Origin of the sequence: Aestuariivita sp. (assembly GCF_021404545.1) — a bacterium.
Lineage (GTDB): Bacteria > Pseudomonadota > Alphaproteobacteria > Rhodobacterales > Rhodobacteraceae > Aestuariivita.
The window spans coordinates 1-18,452 of sequence record NZ_JAAWWD010000063.1; the positions used below are offsets into that span (position 1 = coordinate 1).

Below are 18,452 nucleotides of genomic sequence, written 5' to 3' on the forward strand. Positions count from 1 at the left end.
AAAAGGTCACCCACCGCGCTCTGGGACCGCCTGACACCCCGCTGCCAACCCCCGAAACCGGAAAAGGCAGCGTACCCGTTAAGGCCAGGGCCAGAGGCGCAAAAAAAACAGAAAAGGGGACCACAACATTGACCGCGTCATAAACAAAGACGCATAACTGAAGGTGGGTCAAATCCCGGTGAAAATACCGGGTCAGTTCTCAGTGACATTCAACAGTCTACTCTCCGCAAGAGTGCTGGAACAACTTCAAGGTTGCCGGGTGCGTCTCAGGTTAAGGGCGGGACTGAATGGCAGGACATCCAAGCCGCCTTGAAGCTCTGAAAGCCGCTCCGCCAAAGTCACGGATCCTGGACCTTGGTGAACCGTCCAAACGGCGCGGGGCGCCCATCGCTGAAGCTGGCCAGGGGGTTTTGCGGGCCAACGGGTCCGTCCGCTGGCCGTTCGTGGATTGATTGCTGTAGGGCGGGATTTATCCCGCCTCCCGCTCAAGCAACACGCGCCAGCCCGCGACATCTCGGGCAATGGCTTACCGCGTCAGCTCGCGCATGCCTTTTTCCAAACCGGCCAATGTCATCGGCACCATGCGATTCTCGAAGATCTCCTGGATCATCCCGATCGAATGGGTATAGCCCCAGTACTTCTCTGGCACCGGATTGATCCACAGGGTCGACGACCATTGCTCGCGTGCGCGTGCGAGCCAGACCTGACCGGCCTCCTGGTTCCAGTGCTCATTGGCGCCGCCGGGATAGGCGATCTCATAGGGTGACATCGATGCATCGCCCACAAAGATGCACTTGTAATCCGGCCCATAGGTGCGCAGCACCTCGTGGGTCGGCGTCTGGGCGTCCCAGCGACGGCGGTTGTCGCGCCATACGCCCTCATAGAGGCAATTGTGGAAGTAATAGTATTCCAGGTGCTTGAACTCTGTCCGCGCCGCGGAAAACAGCTCTTCGACCACTTTGATATGCGGATCCATCGATCCGCCCACATCCAGAAACAAAAGCACCTTGACCGCGTTGTGGCGCTCGGGGCGCGTCTTGACGTCGAGATAGCCATGCTCGGCGGTGGCACGGATCGTCCCATCGAGGTCCAGTTCCTCCTGTGCGCCTTCACGGGCCCAGCGGCGCAGGCGTTTGAGCGCCACCTTGATGTTGCGTGTGCCCAGCTCGACCGTGTCGTCGAGGTTGCGGAACTCCCGCTTGTCCCAAACCTTGGTCGCGCGCTGGTGGCGGCTTTCCTTTTGACCGATGCGCACCCCTTCGGGGTTATAGCCATAGGCGCCAAAGGGCGAGGTTCCGGCCGTGCCGATCCATTTGTTGCCGCCCTGATGGCGGCCTTGTTGTTCCTTGAGCCGCTCGCGCAGGGTCTCCATCAGCTTGTCGAACCCCCCAAGCGCCTCGATCTCGGCCTTTTCTTCCGCGCTCAGATGCTTTTCGGCCATCTTCTCCAGCCAGTCGCCGGGGATGTCCACGGCCTCCATCACCTGCTCGAAACTGATGTTTTCAAGCCCCTTGAAGGCCGTGGCAAAGGCGCGGTCGAACTTATCGATATTGCGCTCGTCCTTCACCATCGCGGTGCGCGCCAGGTAATAGAACGCCTCCACATCGTAGGTGGCCAGCCCGCGTTTCATCCCTTCCAGAAAGGTCAGGTATTCTCGGAGGGACACCGGAACACCCCCGTTTCGCAGAGCCTCGAAGAAGGGCAGGAACATAGCGGATCAGACCAATGTGCGATGAATGACGATCGTGATGATAAGGCCAATCAGGGCAAAGGCAATCGCGGTTGCCGTGGCATGCTGCGCCATATCCAGACGCGAGCCGCCCCGGCGCTTTGCGTTATACACTCCAAGGAGGGCGCCCAGAATGGCCCCGGCCAAGACTATCATTCACCGCTCCCTCAGCTGCGTGGGGCAGGGGTCAGGCCAGAGATTTCACGCATCTTGGCCCGCACCGCCCAGTCAGAGCCGAAGCCGTATCGCGCCCACCCCAGACTGTCCAGTCTGACGGCGCGTGCGGTCTCATGCTGGCCGGTCAGGGTATAGGCTTCGGCCTGGAGCAGCATAAGCGTTGCCAACAGGGCGGCATTCTCGGCATTGCGCGCGACGGGCAAGGCGGGAGCGATCTTGCGCAGGGCCGTGTCGCCGTCGCCGCGGGTGATCGCATAGGCTGCGGTTTGCGCGGCAAGATAGGCCTGATGCAGCTCAGTGCCCGGGGTTTCGTCGAAATAGCGCTGCGCGATTGCAAAGTGGCGCTGTGCCAGATCGGGATCATAACCCTGGATCAGACGCCCGACGATATAGTGACTAAAGGCGCGGCGATGATCGGACCAGTTCAGGTCTTGCGCGATCCGCATCGCGTCGGTTGCGGCGCTGCGGCGTTGGGCGACTCCGGTGCCCGGGTCCAGCGCGGCTTGAACGGCCGTGATCCAGTTGCGCGGCGTGACGGCTTGGGGACGCTCGCCCAAACCGTCACCGCCGGGGTTCAGCGTCGAGAGGATGCGGGGCAGGCGGGCGGCCACCTCTTCGCGGGTCATTCCGGATCTGAGGGACGGCGCATAGGTCGCGCGCAGGATCAGCATGTCGAAGCCGGTCAGCACATTATGGACATTGTCGTCGTTAAAGACCGATTCGCGCAGCCGGTAGAGATCGTTGAGCGGCCCAAGCGCCTGGGCCAGCTCTTCATGCAGGCAATCGCGCACTTCCTGCGGGCTGGCATCATAGGGCAGGAATATCGCCATTTGCTGGCGTTCGGTCAGTCTTGCCCAGTTGATGCGGTCCGATCTGCGAAAGCGGCGATACTCGGCCAGGCTGGTGACGTTGGGCACCACGAAACAGGCCGCTTGCGGCAGGGCCTGGCGGATATCGGTGCGGCTCACGGCTTCGATGACGATATTGGCCTCTGGGGCATCGGGTCCAACCTGGCGGATATCGACCTGCGCTTCGCTGCGCAGCCGCGACAGCAGCCGCGCCAGATCGGGGCCGAGGCTGTCGGGCGGCTGGCCCGTGACACCGACGGTCACAGGCCCCTCGAACCGGGTAAAGACAGGCAGTGTGCGCCCGCTTTCCAACTGAAAATGCAGCGATAGGAAATCGGCCGCGATATTGCCGTTGGACATCTGCGGGGTCACCGGGCGGGGCGCGCTGAACACCTTCATCGGCGGCAGGGCGCTGTCGGCGACCATTGCGCGGGTGGCGGGTGCATTGGCGACCGGTGCCGCCGCGCAGGCGGCAAGCGCCAGCATGGAAAGCAGGGCGAAATAGTTCATGCGGGTCTTTGATATTTGATAAAGGGGGTCAGAACGCCAATCCGATCATAAAGCAAACGGGCCTGCGTGTTAAAGTCCTGTGTCAGCCAATAGACCGACGGCGCGCCATGGGCATCGGCCGCGTCATAGACCGCCTGGATCAAGCTGCGACCCACGCCGGTGCCCCGCACCGAGGGATCTGCATAGAGGTCCTGAAGATAACAGGTCTCCTCGATCTTCCACGCATGCCGGTGAAACAGGTAATGCACCAACCCCACCGGCGTTCCGTTGCGTACCGCCAAAAGGGCGTTGAAATCGCGCGGATCGTCCCCCAGGAGCCGCATAAAGGTCGTGTCGTAAACTTCTGATTCAACGGATGTTTCATAGAATGCAAGATAGGCTTGCCAAAGCGCCGCCCAGGCGTCGCGGTCAGAGCGGGCGAGCGGGCGGATAACAAGGCTGGGATCTGCTGACATGACGACCTGGGAAACAATGCGTTGGCGCGGATCTGGCCAAGATAATCTGGCAAACAGACGTTGGAAATAGGGCAAAATTGTGGCCAATAGGATGCCGCATTGGAAACAACCTGTTTCGGGCTCGCCGATCAAGGGTCGCTGAGCGTCCGCGGGCGGTTGTCCGCCGATTGTGCATCAGCGCGACGGCGCCCATCCATCCAGCCTCCTTACCCCTTTTTTGACCAACGAAGGAAGAGTCCGGTTCACCATTTTTTAAACAGTGTCGGACACTTTACCGAGTGGGTTTCACTGAGGAGAGCTGGGCCAATGCATCTATCATTTGCGCTCTACCGGAGCGAGGCGCGATCCAAGCTGGATGAAGAGTTGATCCTCGATATCCTAACCGAAAGTGTTCACAGCAATGCACGCGAAGGCATCACGGGGTTTTTGCATGTGGACCGCAACATCTTTCTGCAATATCTTGAAGGGCCACATGGGCCGCTGATGCGTAAGCTGGCGCGAATACGAAAAGACCGGCGGCACAGGAAATTCCTGATCCTTGCGGATGGCACCATTGACGAGCGGTTTTTCCCGGGATGGGATATGGGGCACCTGTCGTCAGATCTGTTGCCGACCGATGGTCTTTTGGGCCGAAAGACGTGGCTGGGCCAGCCGGTCGATATCGATCCGCTGCCCTTGATCCAGGCCTTTGCAAAGCATGCCGGTCAACTGGATAGAACCGATATCACCTCGGTGGCCTGACGGTCCCTTCGAAATCACCGGGGAAGGGTGCCGCCCATCGAACCGCGCCGAGGGGCGCGCCTCTCCCGGATCGGTTCAAGGCGCTGCCTGACCGTGTGGAGCCGATATGGCCCTAGGCTGGGTTCGATCTGTCGCGCGGCTCAGGCCGCCGACAGCGATGCGCCAAATGGCCCTGACGCGCGGGTCCCTTACCGTCCGGACCGCGCCATGAAGGCCAGCCGTTCAAACAGATGCACATCCTGTTCGTTTTTCAGCAAGGCGCCATGCAGTTTCGGCAGCGCATTGGCGCCGTCACGCTTGAGATCGTCGGCAGTCAGATCCTCCGCCAGGAGCAGTTTGAGCCAGTCCAGCACCTCGGAGGTCGATGGCTTTTTCTTGAGCCCGGCTGTCTCGCGCAGTTCATAGAACTGAGTGAGCGCCGTGGTCAGCAACCCTTCCTTGATGCCGGGATGGTGCACCTCGACGATGCGGCGCATGGTGGCCTCGTCGGGAAAGCGGATATAATGAAAGAAACAGCGCCGCAGGAACGCGTCGGGCAGCTCTTTTTCGTTGTTTGATGTGATGATCACGATGGGGCGGGTGGCGGCGCGGATCGTTTCTCCGGTCTCGTAGACGAAGAATTCCATCCGGTCGAGTTCCTGGAGGAGGTCGTTGGGAAATTCGATATCGGCCTTGTCGATCTCATCGATCAGCAGAACGACTTTTTCGTCGGCCTCGAACGCCTCCCAAAGTTTACCTTTCTTTATGTAATTGCCCACATCATGCACGCGTTCCTCGCCCAGTTGGCTGTCGCGCAGTCGGCTGACGGCGTCATACTCGTAAAGGCCTTGCTGCGCGCGTGTGGTCGATTTGATGTTCCATTCGATCATCCGCAGACCCAGGGCACCCGCGACCTGCCGCGCCAGTTCGGTCTTGCCGGTTCCGGGTTCGCCCTTGACCAGCAACGGCCGCTCAAGCGTGACCGCGGCATTGACCGCGACGGTCAGGTCTTCGGTGGCCACATAATCCTTGGTGCCCTCAAATTTCATGTGTTTCCAACCCTTTGCTTTTAATCCACCCCATCATATGGGGTCGCCGCGGTTTTAGACCAAACCTGCCTCTATTGTGTAGTGACAATCCGGATTTCATCCGTTACACGCTGCGTCATTAGGGGGAGCCGATGAGGTGTCAGGCGTAAAATGACAAGCGTTGGCCAAGCCAGGGGAGCCGAAATGAAGCAGGAAACATTTCTGCCGGATGACTACCGCCCGGCTGAAGATGAACCGTTTATGAACGACCGCCAGCTGGAATATTTCCGCCGCAAGCTCTTGAACTGGAGAGCGGACCTGCTGGCAGACAGCCGCGATACAATCGAAGGGTTGCAAGACAGCACACGTAACATTCCCGACGTGGCCGATCGCGCCAGCGAAGAGACGGATCGCGCGCTTGAATTGCGCACTCGCGACCGTCAGCGCAAGCTGGTTTCCAAGATCGACGGCGCGCTGCGCCGCATCGAGGAAGGCGAATATGGGTATTGTTCGGTCACCGGCGAGCCGATTTCGCTGAAACGGCTGGATGCGCGGCCCATCGCCACGATGAGCCTGGAGGCGCAGGAGCGGCATGAGCGGCGTGAAAAGGTCCATCGCGACGATTGAGCGACAGGTTCGATCTGCGCAGAGGATGTGAAAGGCGTCGGGAGGAACCCTGGCGCCTTTGCTGCGTTCTGAGGGGATAACGATGGAATTGAGCGGGCTTTCGGTGGCCGTGATCGGCGGCGGGATCGGTGGCATGGCTGCGGCGGCGGCGCTGGCGCAACGCGGCGCCCAGGTCCGCCTTTACGAGCAAGCCCCAGAGCTGAGCGAGGTTGGCGCCGGCCTCCAGATCAGCGCGAATGGCCAGGTCGTCTTGCGTGCCCTTCAGGCAGTCGGGCAGGACATCCCGACCCAGGCGACCCTGTCGCCCGGAACGCACATGCGCGCGGGTCGCTCAGGGCGCAAAGTGGCGTTTGTACCGCCACCTTCGTCAGGCGCCACCTGGTACATGCACCGCGCCGATCTGCTGACCCTATTGATCAAGTCCGCCGAGCGCGCCGGGGTCGAGATCACCCTGGGCCGTCCGGTGACCCCGGGCACGGTGCGGGCCGATCTGATCGTGGCCGCCGACGGTGGGCAAAGCACCTGGCGCAGCGTGGTGGATGGGCCCGTCGCCCCGGCCTTTACCGGTCAGGTGGCGTGGCGCGCGCTGGTGCCCTGCGATCCGCCCGTCGCCGCCGATCAGCCCGCCACGCTGGCGATGGGAAGCCGGGCGCATGTGGTCAGCTATCCATTGCGCAGCGGTCGGTCGATGAACATCGTGGCCGTCGAAGAGCGCAGCGGCTGGACCCAGGAAGGTTGGCGGCAGTCGGGCGATCCGGCAGACTTTCGGGCCCGATTTGCCGATTTCGGCGGTGCCACGGGCGCGCTGATCGCACGCGCCGAAGCGGTGCATCTCTGGGCGCTGCATCTGCGCCCGGTCGCGCGGCGTTGGGCGGATGGACGTGTGGCGTTATTGGGCGATGCGGCCCATCCAACGGTTCCCTTCATGGCGCAAGGCGCCTGTCTGGCATTGGAGGATGCCTGGGTCTTGTCCAGCGCACTTGCGCATGCGGGTGGGGTTGAGGCCGGGCTTGTCGCCTATCAGCACGCGCGCCGGGCGCGCGCCGAGGCGGTGGTCGCGCTGGCACGTGGCAATGCCTGGCGATTTCATCTGACCCCGCCTTGGTCCTGGGGGGCCCGGGCGGTCCTGGCTTTTGGGGCAGGGGCCTTGGCGCGGCGGCTGGATTGGGTCTATGGCTATGATGCGACAAAGGTTTTCACCTGACCCACGCCTCCTCGCAAGGCGGACGCAGATGGTCGCCGGGATGCGTTCAGGCGCACTCAGGCAAATGTTCAGAGATCAAGCTCAACCCAAACAGGGACGTGGTCTGAAGGTTTGTCATGGCCGCGGATCTCGGCGTCGATGCCGCAATCGGTCATCAGATCCGCAGCCTGGGGGCTGAGCAACAGGTGGTCGATGCGTATGCCATCATTGCGGTTCCAGGCACCGGCCTGATAGTCCCAGAAGCTATAATGCCCGGCAGCCTGGTTGCGGGCGCGGAACGCATCGGTGAAACCGAGGTTCACGATCCTGCGGAAGGCGGCGCGGGTTTCGGGAAGGGCCAGCGCATCCTGCCTCCAGGCGTCGGGGCGTTTGGCGTCCTCGTCTTGGGGGATCACGTTGTAATCGCCTGCCATCATCGCGGGCATCTCATCGGCAAGCAGGTCCCGCGCGCGGCTGTGCAGCCGCTCCATCCAGGCCAGCTTATAGTCGTATTTCGGTCCCGGCGCGGGATTGCCATTGGGCAGGTAAAGCCCGCAGAGCCGCAACGCGGTCTTGCCCACCACGGTCGCTTCGATCCAGCGGGCCTGTTCGTCGCTGTCGTCGCCGGGCAGCCCGCGTGTGACATCCTCCAGCGGGTGTTTTGACAGGATCGCCACGCCGTTGAAGCCTTTCTGACCATGCGTTTCCACCTGGTATCCGCGCTCTTCCAGGATGTCGCGGGGAAAGGCCTCATCGACGGATTTGATCTCCTGCAAAAGCACGATTTCCGGCGTCGCGCTGTCAAGCCAGGCGGGCAGCGCCGCACTGCGCGCTTTGATCCCATTGATGTTGAACGTCGCGATTTTCATGCCCGAACCTTTGCGCTTGGAGAGACCGTATCGATCTATCGCCTATCGGGGCGGCGGGGACAAGGGACGCCACGGCGGGCCCGGTCGCGCGGCTCGGCTGGGCGGCTCCGAGGCGAGTCGGTGCGATGCGATTCGCCGCGCATTTTGTCTGTTTCATGCGAACAATGAGACAAAACACCTTGGAACCCCTTGGATTCACGCAGTGTGGATAAAGTTTTTTTGATCGGTGTGCATCTTTGGGATTGAGCGCGTCGGCAATTTCTTGGGTCTTTCGACTGATGTGGATAAGCTGTGGGTAACTCTCGTGGCAGTAGAAAAAGGTTTCCAAAAATAATCTCCTGGATGCAACCGTGAAAGGGTGACGACCCTCAAACCACGGAGCATTTCCATGACAGCACAACGCAAATTCCAAGAGACCCCAGCCCAGGATACATCGGCCGGTCAAAGCCTGTTTGATGGCGATCAAACGGCCCTTTTTTCCACCTCCATGACGCCCGTTGGGCAGGCCGATGCGATGGTGGGTGAGGCCACCGCCCTTTTTTCCACCTCAATGGGCCCCGAGCTTTCGGCCGATACCGTTGCGGGGGATGGCACTGCGCTTTTCTCGACCTCGATGGCGCCCACGGCGCGGGCCGATGTGGTCAGCGGCGAGGGCACCGCGCTCTATTCGACCTCGATGGCCGCTGAAAGCACAGCAGAGGTGATTTCGGGCGACGGCACGGCCCTTTTTTCGACCTCCATGGCCCCCGAGGGCAAGGCAGATGGGATTGCGGGCGAGGGAACAGCGCTCTTTTCAACGTCGATGGCACCTCAAGGCAAGGCCGAGGTGATCTCAGGCGAGGGCAACGCGCTCTTCTCGACGTCGATGGCGCCGACAGTCGGCTAGGGCCAACGCCCCCTGGATGGGCACATTCTGCGTCTTGATCTGACCTTCTTTCAAAGGACCTCTCATCCCATGTCGAATGTCATTCAGTTGAATGTGCCCGTGTCCCGTCAACCGCTTGCGCGGCGGTTGGCGGGCCTCATCCAGTGTTTCGCCGCCGAGCGACGCTTTGGAGAGGATGTGTTTTGGCTCAAGGAAAATGCCGAGCTCTTGAGCATTTTGGAGTGTACCGGCCAGACGTTGGATGACGCCGCGATTGAGCCATTGCAGGGGTTTTATGCGCAGGTTCTGGAACGAATGACGTTTTTTCCACAATATTACCGGTTCTTGCTGTCGATCACGCTGGATCTGGAAGATCTGGGTCTGCCCGGATCAAAAGGCGAGGCCTTGGTCGATTGGGCCACGCGGGCAGGATTGGCGGAGGCGGAGCTGTCGGATCTTCAGCGGGCCGAAGCGCGTCGGTTGATGCTCCGGCGCGGCTGCGATCCGCTGGCGGCGGATACAGGTCTGGACGATCGGTTGCGCCGGTTCGCGGGCCGGGCGGATACATTTGCGCTGCCCAACAAAAAGGCGGCGTATGAGTTGACGCATATCGTCTTTTACCTCAGCGAATACGGGCGATGTGATCCAGGCCTGGACGCGGCCATTTTGCGCAGTCTCGATTACGCCGGCACGCTGGCCTATCTGGATCAAAATGCCGACCTGTTGGCCGAAATCTGTGTGGCGCTGCGCTATGCCGGGCAGATGCCGCCGGTACTCTGGGAGGAGTGGATCGCGCGGGAGGCGCGCCGGTTCTCGTTGATCGAGGGGGCGCAGGCGCGGGTGCAAGACCACTACCACGACTATTTCGTCTGTAACTGGCTGATGGCGCTGAAAGGCGAGGATGTTTTTGTGGCCGCCCCACAGTTCTGTCGCGTTGAATTCAGCCGCGAAATGCCCTTGCCCGGGCCGTTGCGGACACTTTCTGAGCGGCTGTTCGCCCTGGGCGCGGATCGCCGGGGCGATTGGGCGGCGATGCGCGATGGGTTGCTGGATGCGCTCGATACGCGTGGCCAGGACATCGTGCAGGAGGCCGAAGCCAACTGCACCGACTTCGACGCGTTTTTTCGGATCTTTGCCCGCGCGGATGGGCCACGCACCGACATGCGCCGCGTGGTGGCTCTGTGATCGCGCTGCGCACCGGATTGGTCGGGGCGGGTCTGGTTGTGGCCTATACCGCGCTGATCTCGGGGGCGGACGGAATAACCAAGCTGATCGCAGGCAGCTTCGCGGCACCCCAGCTTTATGCGATATCGGGCTGCATCGTGGTTCTGCTCAGCCTGTTGGCCGACCGCCATCCCCGCCAGCGGCGCGGCCTGCGCACCAGTTGTCCGCGGGCGATGGCGCTGCGGGCCGGGGCGACGGTATTGGCGGTGCTGGGGTTTTTCCACGCGTTCCGCCTGTTGCCCTTCGCGGATGTGTTCCTGTTTGTCGGGCTGATCCCGATCCTTGCCGCGCTGATGTCAGGCCCGATCCTGAAAGAGCGCGTGCGCCCCGCCGCCTGGGTCGCGCTTATGGCTGCATTCATAGGTGTTTTGTGTCTTTTTCCCCAAGGTTGGCACGGAATCGGGGCGGGTCATGCCTGGGCCTTGATGGCGGTGCTGCTGGGCACGTTCTCGATGGTTCTGGCGCGCTTTATCGGGCGCTATGAACAAAATGCCCTGGCGCAGGTGTTTTACCCAAATCTCGCGATAGCGGTGGTGATGGGGGCGGCGCTGCCGTTTGTCTGGCGGGACATGGGGTTGGCCGATCTGGGCTGGATACTGGGGTATGCGGCGCTGCTCTTTGTCGCGCGCTGGTTGCTGGTGGTGGCGTTGCGAATGCTGCCTGCCTATACGGTGACGCCGCTGATGAACCTGCAGTTTGCCTGGATGGTGATCATCGGTGCGGTGTTTTTTGGCGAATTTCCGGGGGCTGGCACCTATCTGGGCGTCGCGATCGTGATCGGATCGGGGATGTTCTTGCTCTGGGATCAGTTGGCCCCTGCGACCAAGCCAGCGCCGACCCGGTTCAGAACCGATCCCTGATCACATCGAAAAGGAGGTTCCGCACCCGCATGAGCTGGTTGCGTTGGGGTTTTTGATCACAAAGCGCGCGCCGATCAGCTCTTCGGAGAAATCGATCACGGCGTTTTCCAGAAACGGCAGGGAGACCGCGTCGACCACGACCTTTTCGCCATGGCCTTCGAGAACCAGATCGTCTTCTTTGGGGTCATCGAGTGCGATCTCGTATTGAAAGCCGGAGCATCCGCCCCCTTCGACCGCCACGCGCAGGGCCTGGCCCTGACCGGCGGCGCCGATTTCGGCGAGGCGTTCAAAGGCACGCGGGGTGACTGTGGGCGGCAGGTTCATGAGCGGTTCATCCGGTTTTCATATCGCACTGACTGCAATATAGAGGGGCTCGGGACCCAACTCAAGGTGAGGATCGCGGATGCGCGCGCCCTATGCTTCGGACCCCGCGCGTGCCCGGGGACGGCGCGTCGGGGAAGAGGAGAGCAGCTTTCGGTCGTGTTTTCAGCGCGACCGCGACCGGATCATTCATTCCAGCGCCTTCCGGCGGCTCAAGCACAAGACCCAGGTCTTTGTCGAGCATGAGGGTGACTATTTCCGCACCCGGCTGACCCATTCGATCGAGGTGGCGCAGGTGGCCCGCACCATTGCCGGGGCGTTGGGGCTGAACGGGGAGCTGACCGAAGCCGTTGCGCTTGCCCATGATCTGGGCCACACGCCCTTTGGGCACACCGGAGAGGACGCGCTGCACACGCTGATGGCGCCCTATGGCGGGTTCGATCACAATGCCCAGGCAATCAAGATCGTGACCCGGCTGGAGCGGCACTATGCTCGTTTCGATGGGTTGAACCTCACCTGGGAAACCCTTGAAGGGATTGCAAAACACAATGGGCCCGTGACAGGCGATCTGCCCTATGCGCTGGCCGAGTACAACGCCGAGGACGATCTGGATCTGGCCAGCCATGCCAGTGCCGAGGCGCAGGTGGCGGCGCTGGCCGACGACATCGCCTATAACAATCACGATCTGCATGACGGGCTGCGCGCGGGGCTCTTCACGGATGCCGCGATCAGCGATCTGCCGATTGTGGGCGCGGCTTACGCGGAGGTCGATGCGCTTTATCCCGGGCTTGATGCGCGGCGGCGCAGGCACGAAGCACTGCGCCGGGTCTTTGGCGTGATGGTGGCGGATGTGATCGAAACCTCGCATGCGCGGCTCACGGCCTCTGGTGCGCAATCGGTCGAGGAGATCCGCCATCTGGGCGCGCCTGTCATCGCCTTCTCGGACGCGGTGTGGGCCGACCTCAGGGAAATCCGCGCATTCCTTTTTACCCGGATGTACCGGGCGCCTTCGGTCATGGCCAAACGGGCCGAGGTCACGCGCGTGGTCGAGGAGCTCTTTCCGCTGTTTCTAGGCCGGCCCGATTTGATGCCCGAGCGATGGCAAGACGATGTGGCAGCGGCCCGGGATCAGACGGCGCTCGCGCGGATCGTCTCGGACTACATCGCCGGAATGACCGATCGGTTCGCGCTTTTGGAGCATGGGCGGGTCATCGGCGCGCATCCCCGTTGACGCAGGCCGCGTGGCTGTTACACCCGGCGCGACCGAGATCAGGACATGAGAGCGATGAACCTTTTTGCCGATATCCGCGCGCTGGTGCTGGACGCGCTGGCCGAAATGACCGCCGAAGGCACACTGCCGGAAGGGCTGAGCCGAGACAATGTGACGGTCGAACCGCCGCGCGATGCCGCCCATGGCGATATGGCGACCAATGCAGCGATGGTGCTGGCCAAGCCTGCGGGTCGGAAACCGCGCGACATAGCCGAGGCGCTGGCCGCCAAGCTGGCCGCCGATCCGCGTGTCGACAGTGCCGATGTGGCGGGGCCGGGGTTCTTGAACCTGCGATTGGCCCCCCGATGCTGGCACGGGGTGCTGGACGCGGTTCTGAGTGAGGGCACGGGTTATGGCCGCTCCATCATGGGGACGGGCAAGAAGGTGAATGTCGAATACGTCTCGGCCAACCCCACGGGGCCGTTGCATGTGGGCCACACGCGTGGCGCCGTGTTTGGCGACGCGTTGGCGAGCCTTCTCGACTATGCCGGTTACGCTGTCACCCGGGAGTACTACATCAATGACGGCGGCGGTCAGGTCGATGTTCTGGCCCGGTCGGTCTATCTGCGCTATCTCGAAGCGCTGGGGCAGGAGGTGGCGTTTGAGGATGGCACCTATCCCGGGGACTATCTGATCCCGGTCGGCGCAGCACTGGCCAAGGAGAAGGGCGGCATCTGGGTGGATCAGCCCGAAGAGGTCTGGCTGGCCGAACTGCGCGACTATGCCACCGAGGCGATGATGGATCTGATCCGCGCGGATCTGGCAGCGCTCGGCGTGACGATGGACCAGTTTTTCTCCGAAAAATCACTTTACGGCACGGGCCGGATCGAGGCCGCGCTGGCCGATCTCGACGCCAAGGGTCTGATATATGAAGGTGTGCTGGAGCCACCCAAGGGCAAGACGCCCGAGGATTGGGAGCCGCGCGAGCAGACGCTGTTCAAATCGACCGAACATGGCGATGACGTGGATCGCCCGGTCAAGAAATCCGATGGATCCTGGACCTATTTCGCGCCCGATATTGCCTATCATTTCGATAAGGTTTCCAGAGGGTTCGATGTTCTTATTGATGTGTTTGGCGCCGATCACGGGGGCTATGTCAAGCGGATGAAGGCGGCCGTCTCGGCGCTTTCGGACGGGCAGGTTCCGCTGGACATCAAGCTCACGCAGCTGGTCCGGCTGTTCAAGAACGGCCAGCCCTTCAAGATGTCCAAACGCGCGGGTACCTTTGTGACGCTGCGCGATGTTGTCGATCAGGTTGGCCCGGATGTGACGCGCTTTGTGATGCTGACGCGCAAAAACGACGCGCCGCTCGATTTCGATTTCGACAAAGTGCTGGAGCAGAGCCGTGAGAACCCGGTGTTTTATGTGCAATACGCCCATGCACGGGTGATGAGCGTTCTGCGCAAGGCCGACGAGGCGGGGATAGCCGCCGATGACGGCACGCTGCGCGCCGCTGACCTGAGCGGTCTGACCCATGAGGCGGAACTGGGCGTGGCGCGGAAACTCGCCGAATGGCCCCGCCTGATTGAGATCGCCGCGCGCACCAATGAACCGCACCGCGTTGCCTTTTATCTTTATGAACTCGCTGGGGATTTTCACGGCCTGTGGAACCGGGGCAATGACGTGCCTCAGCTGCGCTTTCTGCAAGAGGGCGATACAGCCACCAGCCAGTCGAAAATCGCGCTGGCCCAGGCCGTTTCGATTGTGATTTCCGCAGGCCTTGGTATTCTTGGCGTGAAACCGGCTCAGGAGATGCGCTAGGCGCACGCAGGACACGCCGGTCCGAGGCAGAAGCGAAATCGCGGGCGCGCATGAAAGGCGCGCACCGGGCAGTGAGGCAGACATGGCGGAACGTGAGGTCACCCAAGGTGAGATCCGACCCGCTGCGGGCAAGCCCGCAGGCGGCGGCGGTCTGGCGCGTCTTATCAGTCTGACCGGGGCGGTCGTGTCGTTGGGGTTGCTCGTCGGTGTCGGCATCTGGGGCTATAAGCTGGTGGTGCGGGACGTCTCGGGCATCCCGGTTGTGCGCGCCGTCGAGGGGCCGATGCGGGTGCAACCGGAAAATCCCGGCGGACGGCCTGCCGATCATCAGGGCCTGGCGGTGAATGCCGTGGCGGCGGATGGCTCGGCCGCGCCTCCGGCCGATACGCTGGTGCTGGCGCCCAGGCCGGTATCGCTGGCCGATGAGGACGCCCCCCAATCGCAGATCACCCGTCCTGCCATTCGGCACGAAGCCGAGCCCGACACCCCCGAAGATACGGTGGCCGCGTCCCTCCGGTCAGGCGATATCGATGCGCTGGTGGCGCAGATCACCGATGGGGTGGCGCCGCTTTCGGAGGCAGAGCCTGAGACCGGAACCGCCCCCGTCACGGCCCGCATCGTCGCACCCGAACCGCTGATGCTGGACACCGAGGCCGAGACCCCGCAGGCAGCCGAGGTGCCCGAACCCGCCGTCGCGCTGGACGTTCCCGGTGTGACGCGATCCCTGCGTCCGCGGATCCGGCCTGCGGGCGGACCACCCATCGTCGCGCCAACGCCGGTCGTGGCTGACGCGACGGGCGGGCTGGATATCGCCGCAGCGGATGTGCCCGCAGGCACCCGTGTGGTCCAGCTGGGCGCCTTTGAGAGCGCCGATCAGGCGCGCAGCGAATGGGACCGGCTGGCCGCCCAGTTCGCCGATTACCTGTTGGACAAGCGCCGGATCGTGCAGGAGGCCTCCAGCGGCGGGCGCACCTTCTTCCGGCTGCGCGCGATGGGGTTTGAAGACCTCAGCGACGCGCGTCGCTTTTGTTCGGCGCTGGTCTCGGAAGGGGCCGATTGCATCCCCGTGGTCACCCGATGATCGTCAGAGATTGCGCCAGATGAACCGGTTCGGCGCCACGATCCTGGATGCGGACGGCCTGCGGTTGAGCGTGGAGGAGGCGGCGTTCTTCCGCGATGTGAACCCCTTTGGGTTTATCCTCTTTGCCCGAAACCTGGAGACGCCGGATCAGATCCGTGCGCTGTGTGGGGATCTGCGCGAGGCCGTCGGGCGGGCGGCCCCGATCACCATCGATCAGGAAGGCGGACGGGTACAACGCCTCAGACCCCCCCTGGCCCGCGAATGGCGGCCGCCGCTGGATCACATCGCCCTGGCCGGAGCAGAAGCGGAGCGCGCGATCTACCTGCGCTATCGTCTGATCGCGGAGGAGCTGCGCGCGCTTGGCATCGACAGCAACTGCGCGCCGATGGCCGATCTGGCCTTTGCCGACACTCACCCGTTCTTGCGCAACCGTTGTTTTGGAGATGCCCCCGAAACCGTTGCCGTCTTGGCGCGCGCCGCAGCACAGGCGCATCTGGAGGGCGGCGTGCTGCCGGTGCTCAAACACATCCCCGGCCATGGCCGCGCAGTCACCGACAGCCATCATGATCTGCCCCGTGTCGATGCCCCGCTCGACGCGCTCGCGGCCAGCGATTTCGCGCCGTTCCACGCGCTCAGCGATCTGCCCTTGGGTATGACGGCGCATGTCGTTTATGCGGCGCTTGATGCCGCGCCCGCCACGCTGTCGAAACCGGTGCTGGATCATATCCGGAACGTGATCGGTTTTGACGGGCTGATCATGACCGATGACATCTCAATGAAGGCGCTTTCGGGGGCGCTCGGGGATCTCAGCCGTGCGTCGCTGGCGGCGGGGTGCGATGTGATCTTGCATTGCAACGGCACCCTGGCCGAACGGGCAGAGGTGGCCGAAGCCGCCGGCGAGATGACCCAGATCGCGCAAACCCGGGCCGAGGCCGCGCTGGCGGCCAGACGCGCGCCCACGGATATTGACATTTCCGCCTGTGAGGCCGAGCTTTCCGCACTTATGGGCGGACAGGTTTATGGCGGATAACGGCTTTCAGGAAGACACGGTCTCTGTCGCGGAGCGGATGGCGGCGGAACAGCTCGTGGTCGATGTCGACGGGTTCGAGGGGCCGCTTGACGTGCTGCTCACGTTGTCGCGCACGCAAAAGGTCGATCTGCGCAGGATCTCAGTTCTGGCGCTGGCCAAACAATATCTGAGCTTTGTCGAGCGGGCCAAGGCGCTCAGGATCGAATTGGCTGCGGATTATCTGGTGATGGCGGCCTGGCTGGCATTTCTAAAGTCGCGCCTGCTTTTGCCCCCCGATCCCACCGAGGAGGGCCCCTCGGGCGAAGAGCTTGCAGCACATCTGGCGTTCCAGCTCGAACGGTTGCAGGCGATGCGCGATGCCGCCGCGCGGTTGATGGCACGGGACCGGCTGGGCCGGGATGTTTTTGCGCGCGGCCTGCCGGAGAATGTGACACGCGTCAAGAAAGTGACCTATACCGCCACGCTGCTTGATCTGATGCAGGGCTATGCGCGGATCCGCACCCGAGATGAGTTTCGCCCCTTTGTCATGGATCGCGACGCGATCTTTACCATGGAACAGGCGTTGGAGCGGATGCGCGGGCTGATCGGCTATGCGCCCAGCTGGACCGATCTGGCCGCATACCTCCCCGAAGGCTGGGACGCCGATCCGATGCGGCGCCGTTCGGCCACGGCCTCGACCTTTGCAGCCACGCTGGAACTGGTCAAGGAGGGGCGGCTGGAGATCCGTCAGACGGAAACGTTCGCACCTATCGAGCTGCGCGGCAAGGACCGGACACAGTGACCGAGGAGGCCGGCAAACCCAGAGAGGAGAGCCTTTTCGAAGCGCCGCCCATGGGCGAGCAGGAGCGCATGGTCGAGGCCATCCTCTTTGCCACCGCCGAACCTGTGACCGTGCGCGAGCTGGAGGCGCGGATGCCCCATGGCTGTGACGCAGCCGAGGCGCTTGTGCATCTGCGCAAGCGCTATGAGGGGCGCGGCGTGCATGTGGTCAAGGTGGGCGATGCCTGGGCGATGCGCACCGCCGCCGATCTGGGGTTCTTGATGCAAAAGGAAACGGTCGAGACGCGCAAGCTCAGCCGCGCCGCGATCGAGACCTTGGCCATCATCGCCTATCACCAGCCCGTCACACGGGCCGAGATCGAGGAGATCCGCGGTGTCTCGGTCAGCCGGGGCACGGTCGATCAGCTTTTGGAGATGGAGTGGATCCGCTTCGGTCGCCGTAAGATGACGCCGGGCCGCCCGGTCACCTTTGTGGTCACGCAAGGGTTTCTGGATCACTTCGGTCTGGAAAACGCGCGCGATCTGCCGGGGCTCAAAGAGCTGCGCGCGGCGGGTCTGCTGGAGAACCGACCGCCACCTGGTGCGCTCGGCCTGGGCGACGAGGACGACGAAGACGAGGGCATTGACGTCGATCAGTCCGAGCTCTTTGAAGAATGAGACCGGTTTCGCCCTGAAAATTCCTTGGTTTCGTGCTATATACACCTTGAGAGCAGGATGAAGGGGTGTTGCGATGAACGCGAACCGGATTATCAATATGATCATGCGCCAGGTGATGCGCCGTGTGGTCAGCAAAGGCGTGGATATGGGCATCAACGGCGCCTCGAACCTTGCCAACAAGCGCAAGGGCAAGGCAGGCGGCAGCCCCGATGGCAGCACAATCGACGATCACGGCAACGTGGTCGAGCGCGGCCAGCCCACTGCCCAGCAGCAAAAGCAGGTGCGAAAGTCCCAGCGCAGCGCCAAACAGGCGATCCGCGCGGCGCGCCGACTGGGCCGGATGTAAGCACGAAGACCCAGCCACATGTGGACGCGGTGGCAGAGCGGACTGGCGCCTGCCTTCACCGTGTCGGATTAACGCTCAGGAATGACCTGTCGACAGGCGGCTGCGCACCTT

Annotated in this window: 20 protein-coding genes; 13 read left to right on the forward strand and 7 right to left on the reverse strand. The window is 62.8% G+C overall.

Annotation, left to right across the window (positions count from 1 at the left end):
* Nucleotides 1-526: 526 nt before the first annotated feature.
* Genes HEP69_RS20035 through HEP69_RS20050 form a run of 4 tightly spaced genes read right to left on the reverse strand, consistent with a single transcriptional unit; the run spans nt 527 to nt 3,719 of the window.
* Complete coding sequence (locus HEP69_RS20035; protein WP_290560285.1) at nt 527-1,711, reverse strand: VWA domain-containing protein; 1,185 nt, start codon at nt 1,709-1,711, stop codon at nt 527-529.
* A 6-nt stretch (nt 1,712-1,717) separates the two neighbouring features.
* Nucleotides 1,718-1,885, reverse strand: a complete 168-nt coding sequence (locus HEP69_RS20040; RefSeq protein ID WP_290560286.1) for a hypothetical protein — start codon at nt 1,883-1,885, stop codon at nt 1,718-1,720.
* A gap of 11 nt (nt 1,886-1,896) precedes the next feature.
* Nucleotides 1,897-3,264 carry a DUF2927 domain-containing protein gene (locus HEP69_RS20045; protein ID WP_290560287.1) on the reverse strand — a complete coding sequence of 456 codons (1,368 nt, stop codon included), beginning with the start codon at nt 3,262-3,264 and terminating at the stop codon, nt 1,897-1,899.
* On the reverse strand, nt 3,261-3,719 hold the full coding sequence (locus HEP69_RS20050; RefSeq protein WP_290560288.1) for a GNAT family N-acetyltransferase: 459 nt from the start codon (nt 3,717-3,719) through the stop codon (nt 3,261-3,263). Before HEP69_RS20050 ends, HEP69_RS20045 begins: the two co-directional genes overlap by 4 nt.
* A 306-nt stretch (nt 3,720-4,025) precedes the next feature.
* Here HEP69_RS20050 and HEP69_RS20055 point away from each other — a divergent pair, with 306 nt between their 5' ends.
* Nucleotides 4,026-4,460 carry a BLUF domain-containing protein gene (locus HEP69_RS20055; RefSeq protein ID WP_290560289.1) on the forward strand — a complete coding sequence of 145 codons (435 nt, stop codon included), beginning with the start codon at nt 4,026-4,028 and terminating at the stop codon, nt 4,458-4,460.
* A 188-nt stretch (nt 4,461-4,648) separates the two neighbouring features.
* Here the strand turns inward: HEP69_RS20055 and HEP69_RS20060 are convergent, their stop codons facing one another.
* Complete coding sequence (locus tag HEP69_RS20060; protein ID WP_290560290.1) at nt 4,649-5,488, reverse strand: MoxR family ATPase; 840 nt, start codon at nt 5,486-5,488, stop codon at nt 4,649-4,651.
* Nucleotides 5,489-5,671: 183 nt separating this feature from the next.
* Between HEP69_RS20060 and dksA the strand changes: the two genes are divergently transcribed.
* Together dksA and HEP69_RS20070 are read left to right on the forward strand one after the other, a co-directional pair.
* Nucleotides 5,672-6,094 carry an RNA polymerase-binding protein DksA gene (dksA, locus tag HEP69_RS20065; protein ID WP_290560291.1) on the forward strand — a complete coding sequence of 141 codons (423 nt, stop codon included), beginning with the start codon at nt 5,672-5,674 and terminating at the stop codon, nt 6,092-6,094.
* A gap of 82 nt (nt 6,095-6,176) precedes the next feature.
* Nucleotides 6,177-7,298 carry an FAD-dependent monooxygenase gene (locus HEP69_RS20070; RefSeq protein ID WP_290560292.1) on the forward strand — a complete coding sequence of 374 codons (1,122 nt, stop codon included), beginning with the start codon at nt 6,177-6,179 and terminating at the stop codon, nt 7,296-7,298.
* 68 nt (nt 7,299-7,366) lie between these two features.
* On the opposite strand, the gene xth is transcribed toward HEP69_RS20070, so the two are convergent.
* A complete protein-coding gene (gene xth / locus HEP69_RS20075; protein ID WP_290560293.1) occupies nt 7,367-8,146 on the reverse strand; it encodes an exodeoxyribonuclease III in 780 nt (259 codons plus the stop codon).
* 388 nt (nt 8,147-8,534) lie between these two features.
* Here xth and HEP69_RS20080 point away from each other — a divergent pair, with 388 nt between their 5' ends.
* The 3 genes from HEP69_RS20080 (at nt 8,535) to HEP69_RS20090 (ending at nt 11,095) form a co-directional block, all read left to right on the forward strand.
* Complete coding sequence (locus HEP69_RS20080; protein ID WP_290560294.1) at nt 8,535-9,032, forward strand: DUF6749 domain-containing protein; 498 nt, start codon at nt 8,535-8,537, stop codon at nt 9,030-9,032.
* A 69-nt stretch (nt 9,033-9,101) separates the two neighbouring features.
* Nucleotides 9,102-10,196: a hypothetical protein gene (locus HEP69_RS20085; protein ID WP_290560295.1), complete on the forward strand. Its 1,095-nt coding sequence runs from the start codon at nt 9,102-9,104 to the stop codon at nt 10,194-10,196.
* Nucleotides 10,193-11,095 (forward strand): DMT family transporter, encoded by a 903-nt coding sequence (locus HEP69_RS20090; RefSeq protein ID WP_290560296.1) that lies wholly within the window; start codon nt 10,193-10,195, stop codon nt 11,093-11,095. The genes HEP69_RS20085 and HEP69_RS20090 overlap by 4 nt, the downstream gene beginning before the upstream one ends.
* Here HEP69_RS20090 and HEP69_RS20095 read toward each other — a convergent pair whose 3' ends face one another.
* Nucleotides 11,096-11,419 (reverse strand): iron-sulfur cluster assembly accessory protein, encoded by a 324-nt coding sequence (locus HEP69_RS20095; RefSeq protein ID WP_290560297.1) that lies wholly within the window; start codon nt 11,417-11,419, stop codon nt 11,096-11,098.
* Nucleotides 11,420-11,498: 79 nt separating this feature from the next.
* Here HEP69_RS20095 and HEP69_RS20100 point away from each other — a divergent pair, with 79 nt between their 5' ends.
* The 7 genes from HEP69_RS20100 to HEP69_RS20130 all read left to right on the forward strand — a co-directional run bounded on the left by HEP69_RS20100 (nt 11,499) and on the right by HEP69_RS20130 (nt 18,341).
* Nucleotides 11,499-12,647, forward strand: coding sequence for a deoxyguanosinetriphosphate triphosphohydrolase (locus tag HEP69_RS20100; RefSeq protein WP_290560298.1), 1,149 nt, complete (start codon nt 11,499-11,501; stop codon nt 12,645-12,647).
* Between the two features lie 54 nt (nt 12,648-12,701).
* Complete coding sequence (argS, locus tag HEP69_RS20105) at nt 12,702-14,447, forward strand: arginine--tRNA ligase (protein WP_290560382.1); 1,746 nt, start codon at nt 12,702-12,704, stop codon at nt 14,445-14,447.
* Between the two features lie 82 nt (nt 14,448-14,529).
* Entirely contained in the window at nt 14,530-15,528 is a 999-nt protein-coding gene (locus HEP69_RS20110) for an SPOR domain-containing protein (RefSeq protein ID WP_290560299.1), read from the forward strand.
* 19 nt (nt 15,529-15,547) lie between these two features.
* Nucleotides 15,548-16,558 (forward strand): glycoside hydrolase family 3 N-terminal domain-containing protein, encoded by a 1,011-nt coding sequence (locus HEP69_RS20115; protein ID WP_290560300.1) that lies wholly within the window; start codon nt 15,548-15,550, stop codon nt 16,556-16,558.
* Complete coding sequence (locus HEP69_RS20120; RefSeq protein WP_290560301.1) at nt 16,548-17,339, forward strand: ScpA family protein; 792 nt, start codon at nt 16,548-16,550, stop codon at nt 17,337-17,339. The genes HEP69_RS20115 and HEP69_RS20120 overlap by 11 nt, the downstream gene beginning before the upstream one ends.
* Before the next feature lie 50 nt (nt 17,340-17,389).
* The gene (scpB, locus tag HEP69_RS20125) at nt 17,390-17,995 is read left to right on the forward strand and encodes an SMC-Scp complex subunit ScpB (RefSeq protein WP_290560383.1); all 606 of its coding nucleotides are present in this window, start codon (nt 17,390-17,392) and stop codon (nt 17,993-17,995) included.
* 73 nt (nt 17,996-18,068) lie between these two features.
* Nucleotides 18,069-18,341: a hypothetical protein gene (locus tag HEP69_RS20130; protein ID WP_290560302.1), complete on the forward strand. Its 273-nt coding sequence runs from the start codon at nt 18,069-18,071 to the stop codon at nt 18,339-18,341.
* Nucleotides 18,342-18,452 lie beyond the last annotated feature (111 nt).

Bases quoted from the DNA above. Each gene is read 5' to 3' on its own strand.
- HEP69_RS20035 (WP_290560285.1), bottom strand. From the start codon at position 1,711: ATGTTCCTGCCCTTCTTCGAGGCTCTGCGAAACGGGGGTGTTCCGGTG.
- HEP69_RS20040 (WP_290560286.1), bottom strand. From the start codon at position 1,885: ATGATAGTCTTGGCCGGGGCCATTCTGGGCGCCCTCCTTGGAGTGTAT.
- HEP69_RS20045 (WP_290560287.1), bottom strand. From the start codon at position 3,264: ATGAACTATTTCGCCCTGCTTTCCATGCTGGCGCTTGCCGCCTGCGCG.
- HEP69_RS20050 (WP_290560288.1), bottom strand. From the start codon at position 3,719: ATGTCAGCAGATCCCAGCCTTGTTATCCGCCCGCTCGCCCGCTCTGAC.
- HEP69_RS20055 (WP_290560289.1), top strand. From the start codon at position 4,026: ATGCATCTATCATTTGCGCTCTACCGGAGCGAGGCGCGATCCAAGCTG.
- HEP69_RS20060 (WP_290560290.1), bottom strand. From the start codon at position 5,488: ATGAAATTTGAGGGCACCAAGGATTATGTGGCCACCGAAGACCTGACC.
- dksA (WP_290560291.1), top strand. From the start codon at position 5,672: ATGAAGCAGGAAACATTTCTGCCGGATGACTACCGCCCGGCTGAAGAT.
- HEP69_RS20070 (WP_290560292.1), top strand. From the start codon at position 6,177: ATGGAATTGAGCGGGCTTTCGGTGGCCGTGATCGGCGGCGGGATCGGT.
- xth (WP_290560293.1), bottom strand. From the start codon at position 8,146: ATGAAAATCGCGACGTTCAACATCAATGGGATCAAAGCGCGCAGTGCG.
- HEP69_RS20080 (WP_290560294.1), top strand. From the start codon at position 8,535: ATGACAGCACAACGCAAATTCCAAGAGACCCCAGCCCAGGATACATCG.
- HEP69_RS20085 (WP_290560295.1), top strand. From the start codon at position 9,102: ATGTCGAATGTCATTCAGTTGAATGTGCCCGTGTCCCGTCAACCGCTT.
- HEP69_RS20095 (WP_290560297.1), bottom strand. From the start codon at position 11,419: ATGAACCTGCCGCCCACAGTCACCCCGCGTGCCTTTGAACGCCTCGCC.
- HEP69_RS20100 (WP_290560298.1), top strand. From the start codon at position 11,499: ATGCGCGCGCCCTATGCTTCGGACCCCGCGCGTGCCCGGGGACGGCGC.
- argS (WP_290560382.1), top strand. From the start codon at position 12,702: ATGAACCTTTTTGCCGATATCCGCGCGCTGGTGCTGGACGCGCTGGCC.
- HEP69_RS20110 (WP_290560299.1), top strand. From the start codon at position 14,530: ATGGCGGAACGTGAGGTCACCCAAGGTGAGATCCGACCCGCTGCGGGC.
- HEP69_RS20115 (WP_290560300.1), top strand. From the start codon at position 15,548: ATGAACCGGTTCGGCGCCACGATCCTGGATGCGGACGGCCTGCGGTTG.
- HEP69_RS20120 (WP_290560301.1), top strand. From the start codon at position 16,548: ATGGCGGATAACGGCTTTCAGGAAGACACGGTCTCTGTCGCGGAGCGG.
- scpB (WP_290560383.1), top strand. From the start codon at position 17,390: ATGGGCGAGCAGGAGCGCATGGTCGAGGCCATCCTCTTTGCCACCGCC.
- HEP69_RS20130 (WP_290560302.1), top strand. From the start codon at position 18,069: ATGAACGCGAACCGGATTATCAATATGATCATGCGCCAGGTGATGCGC.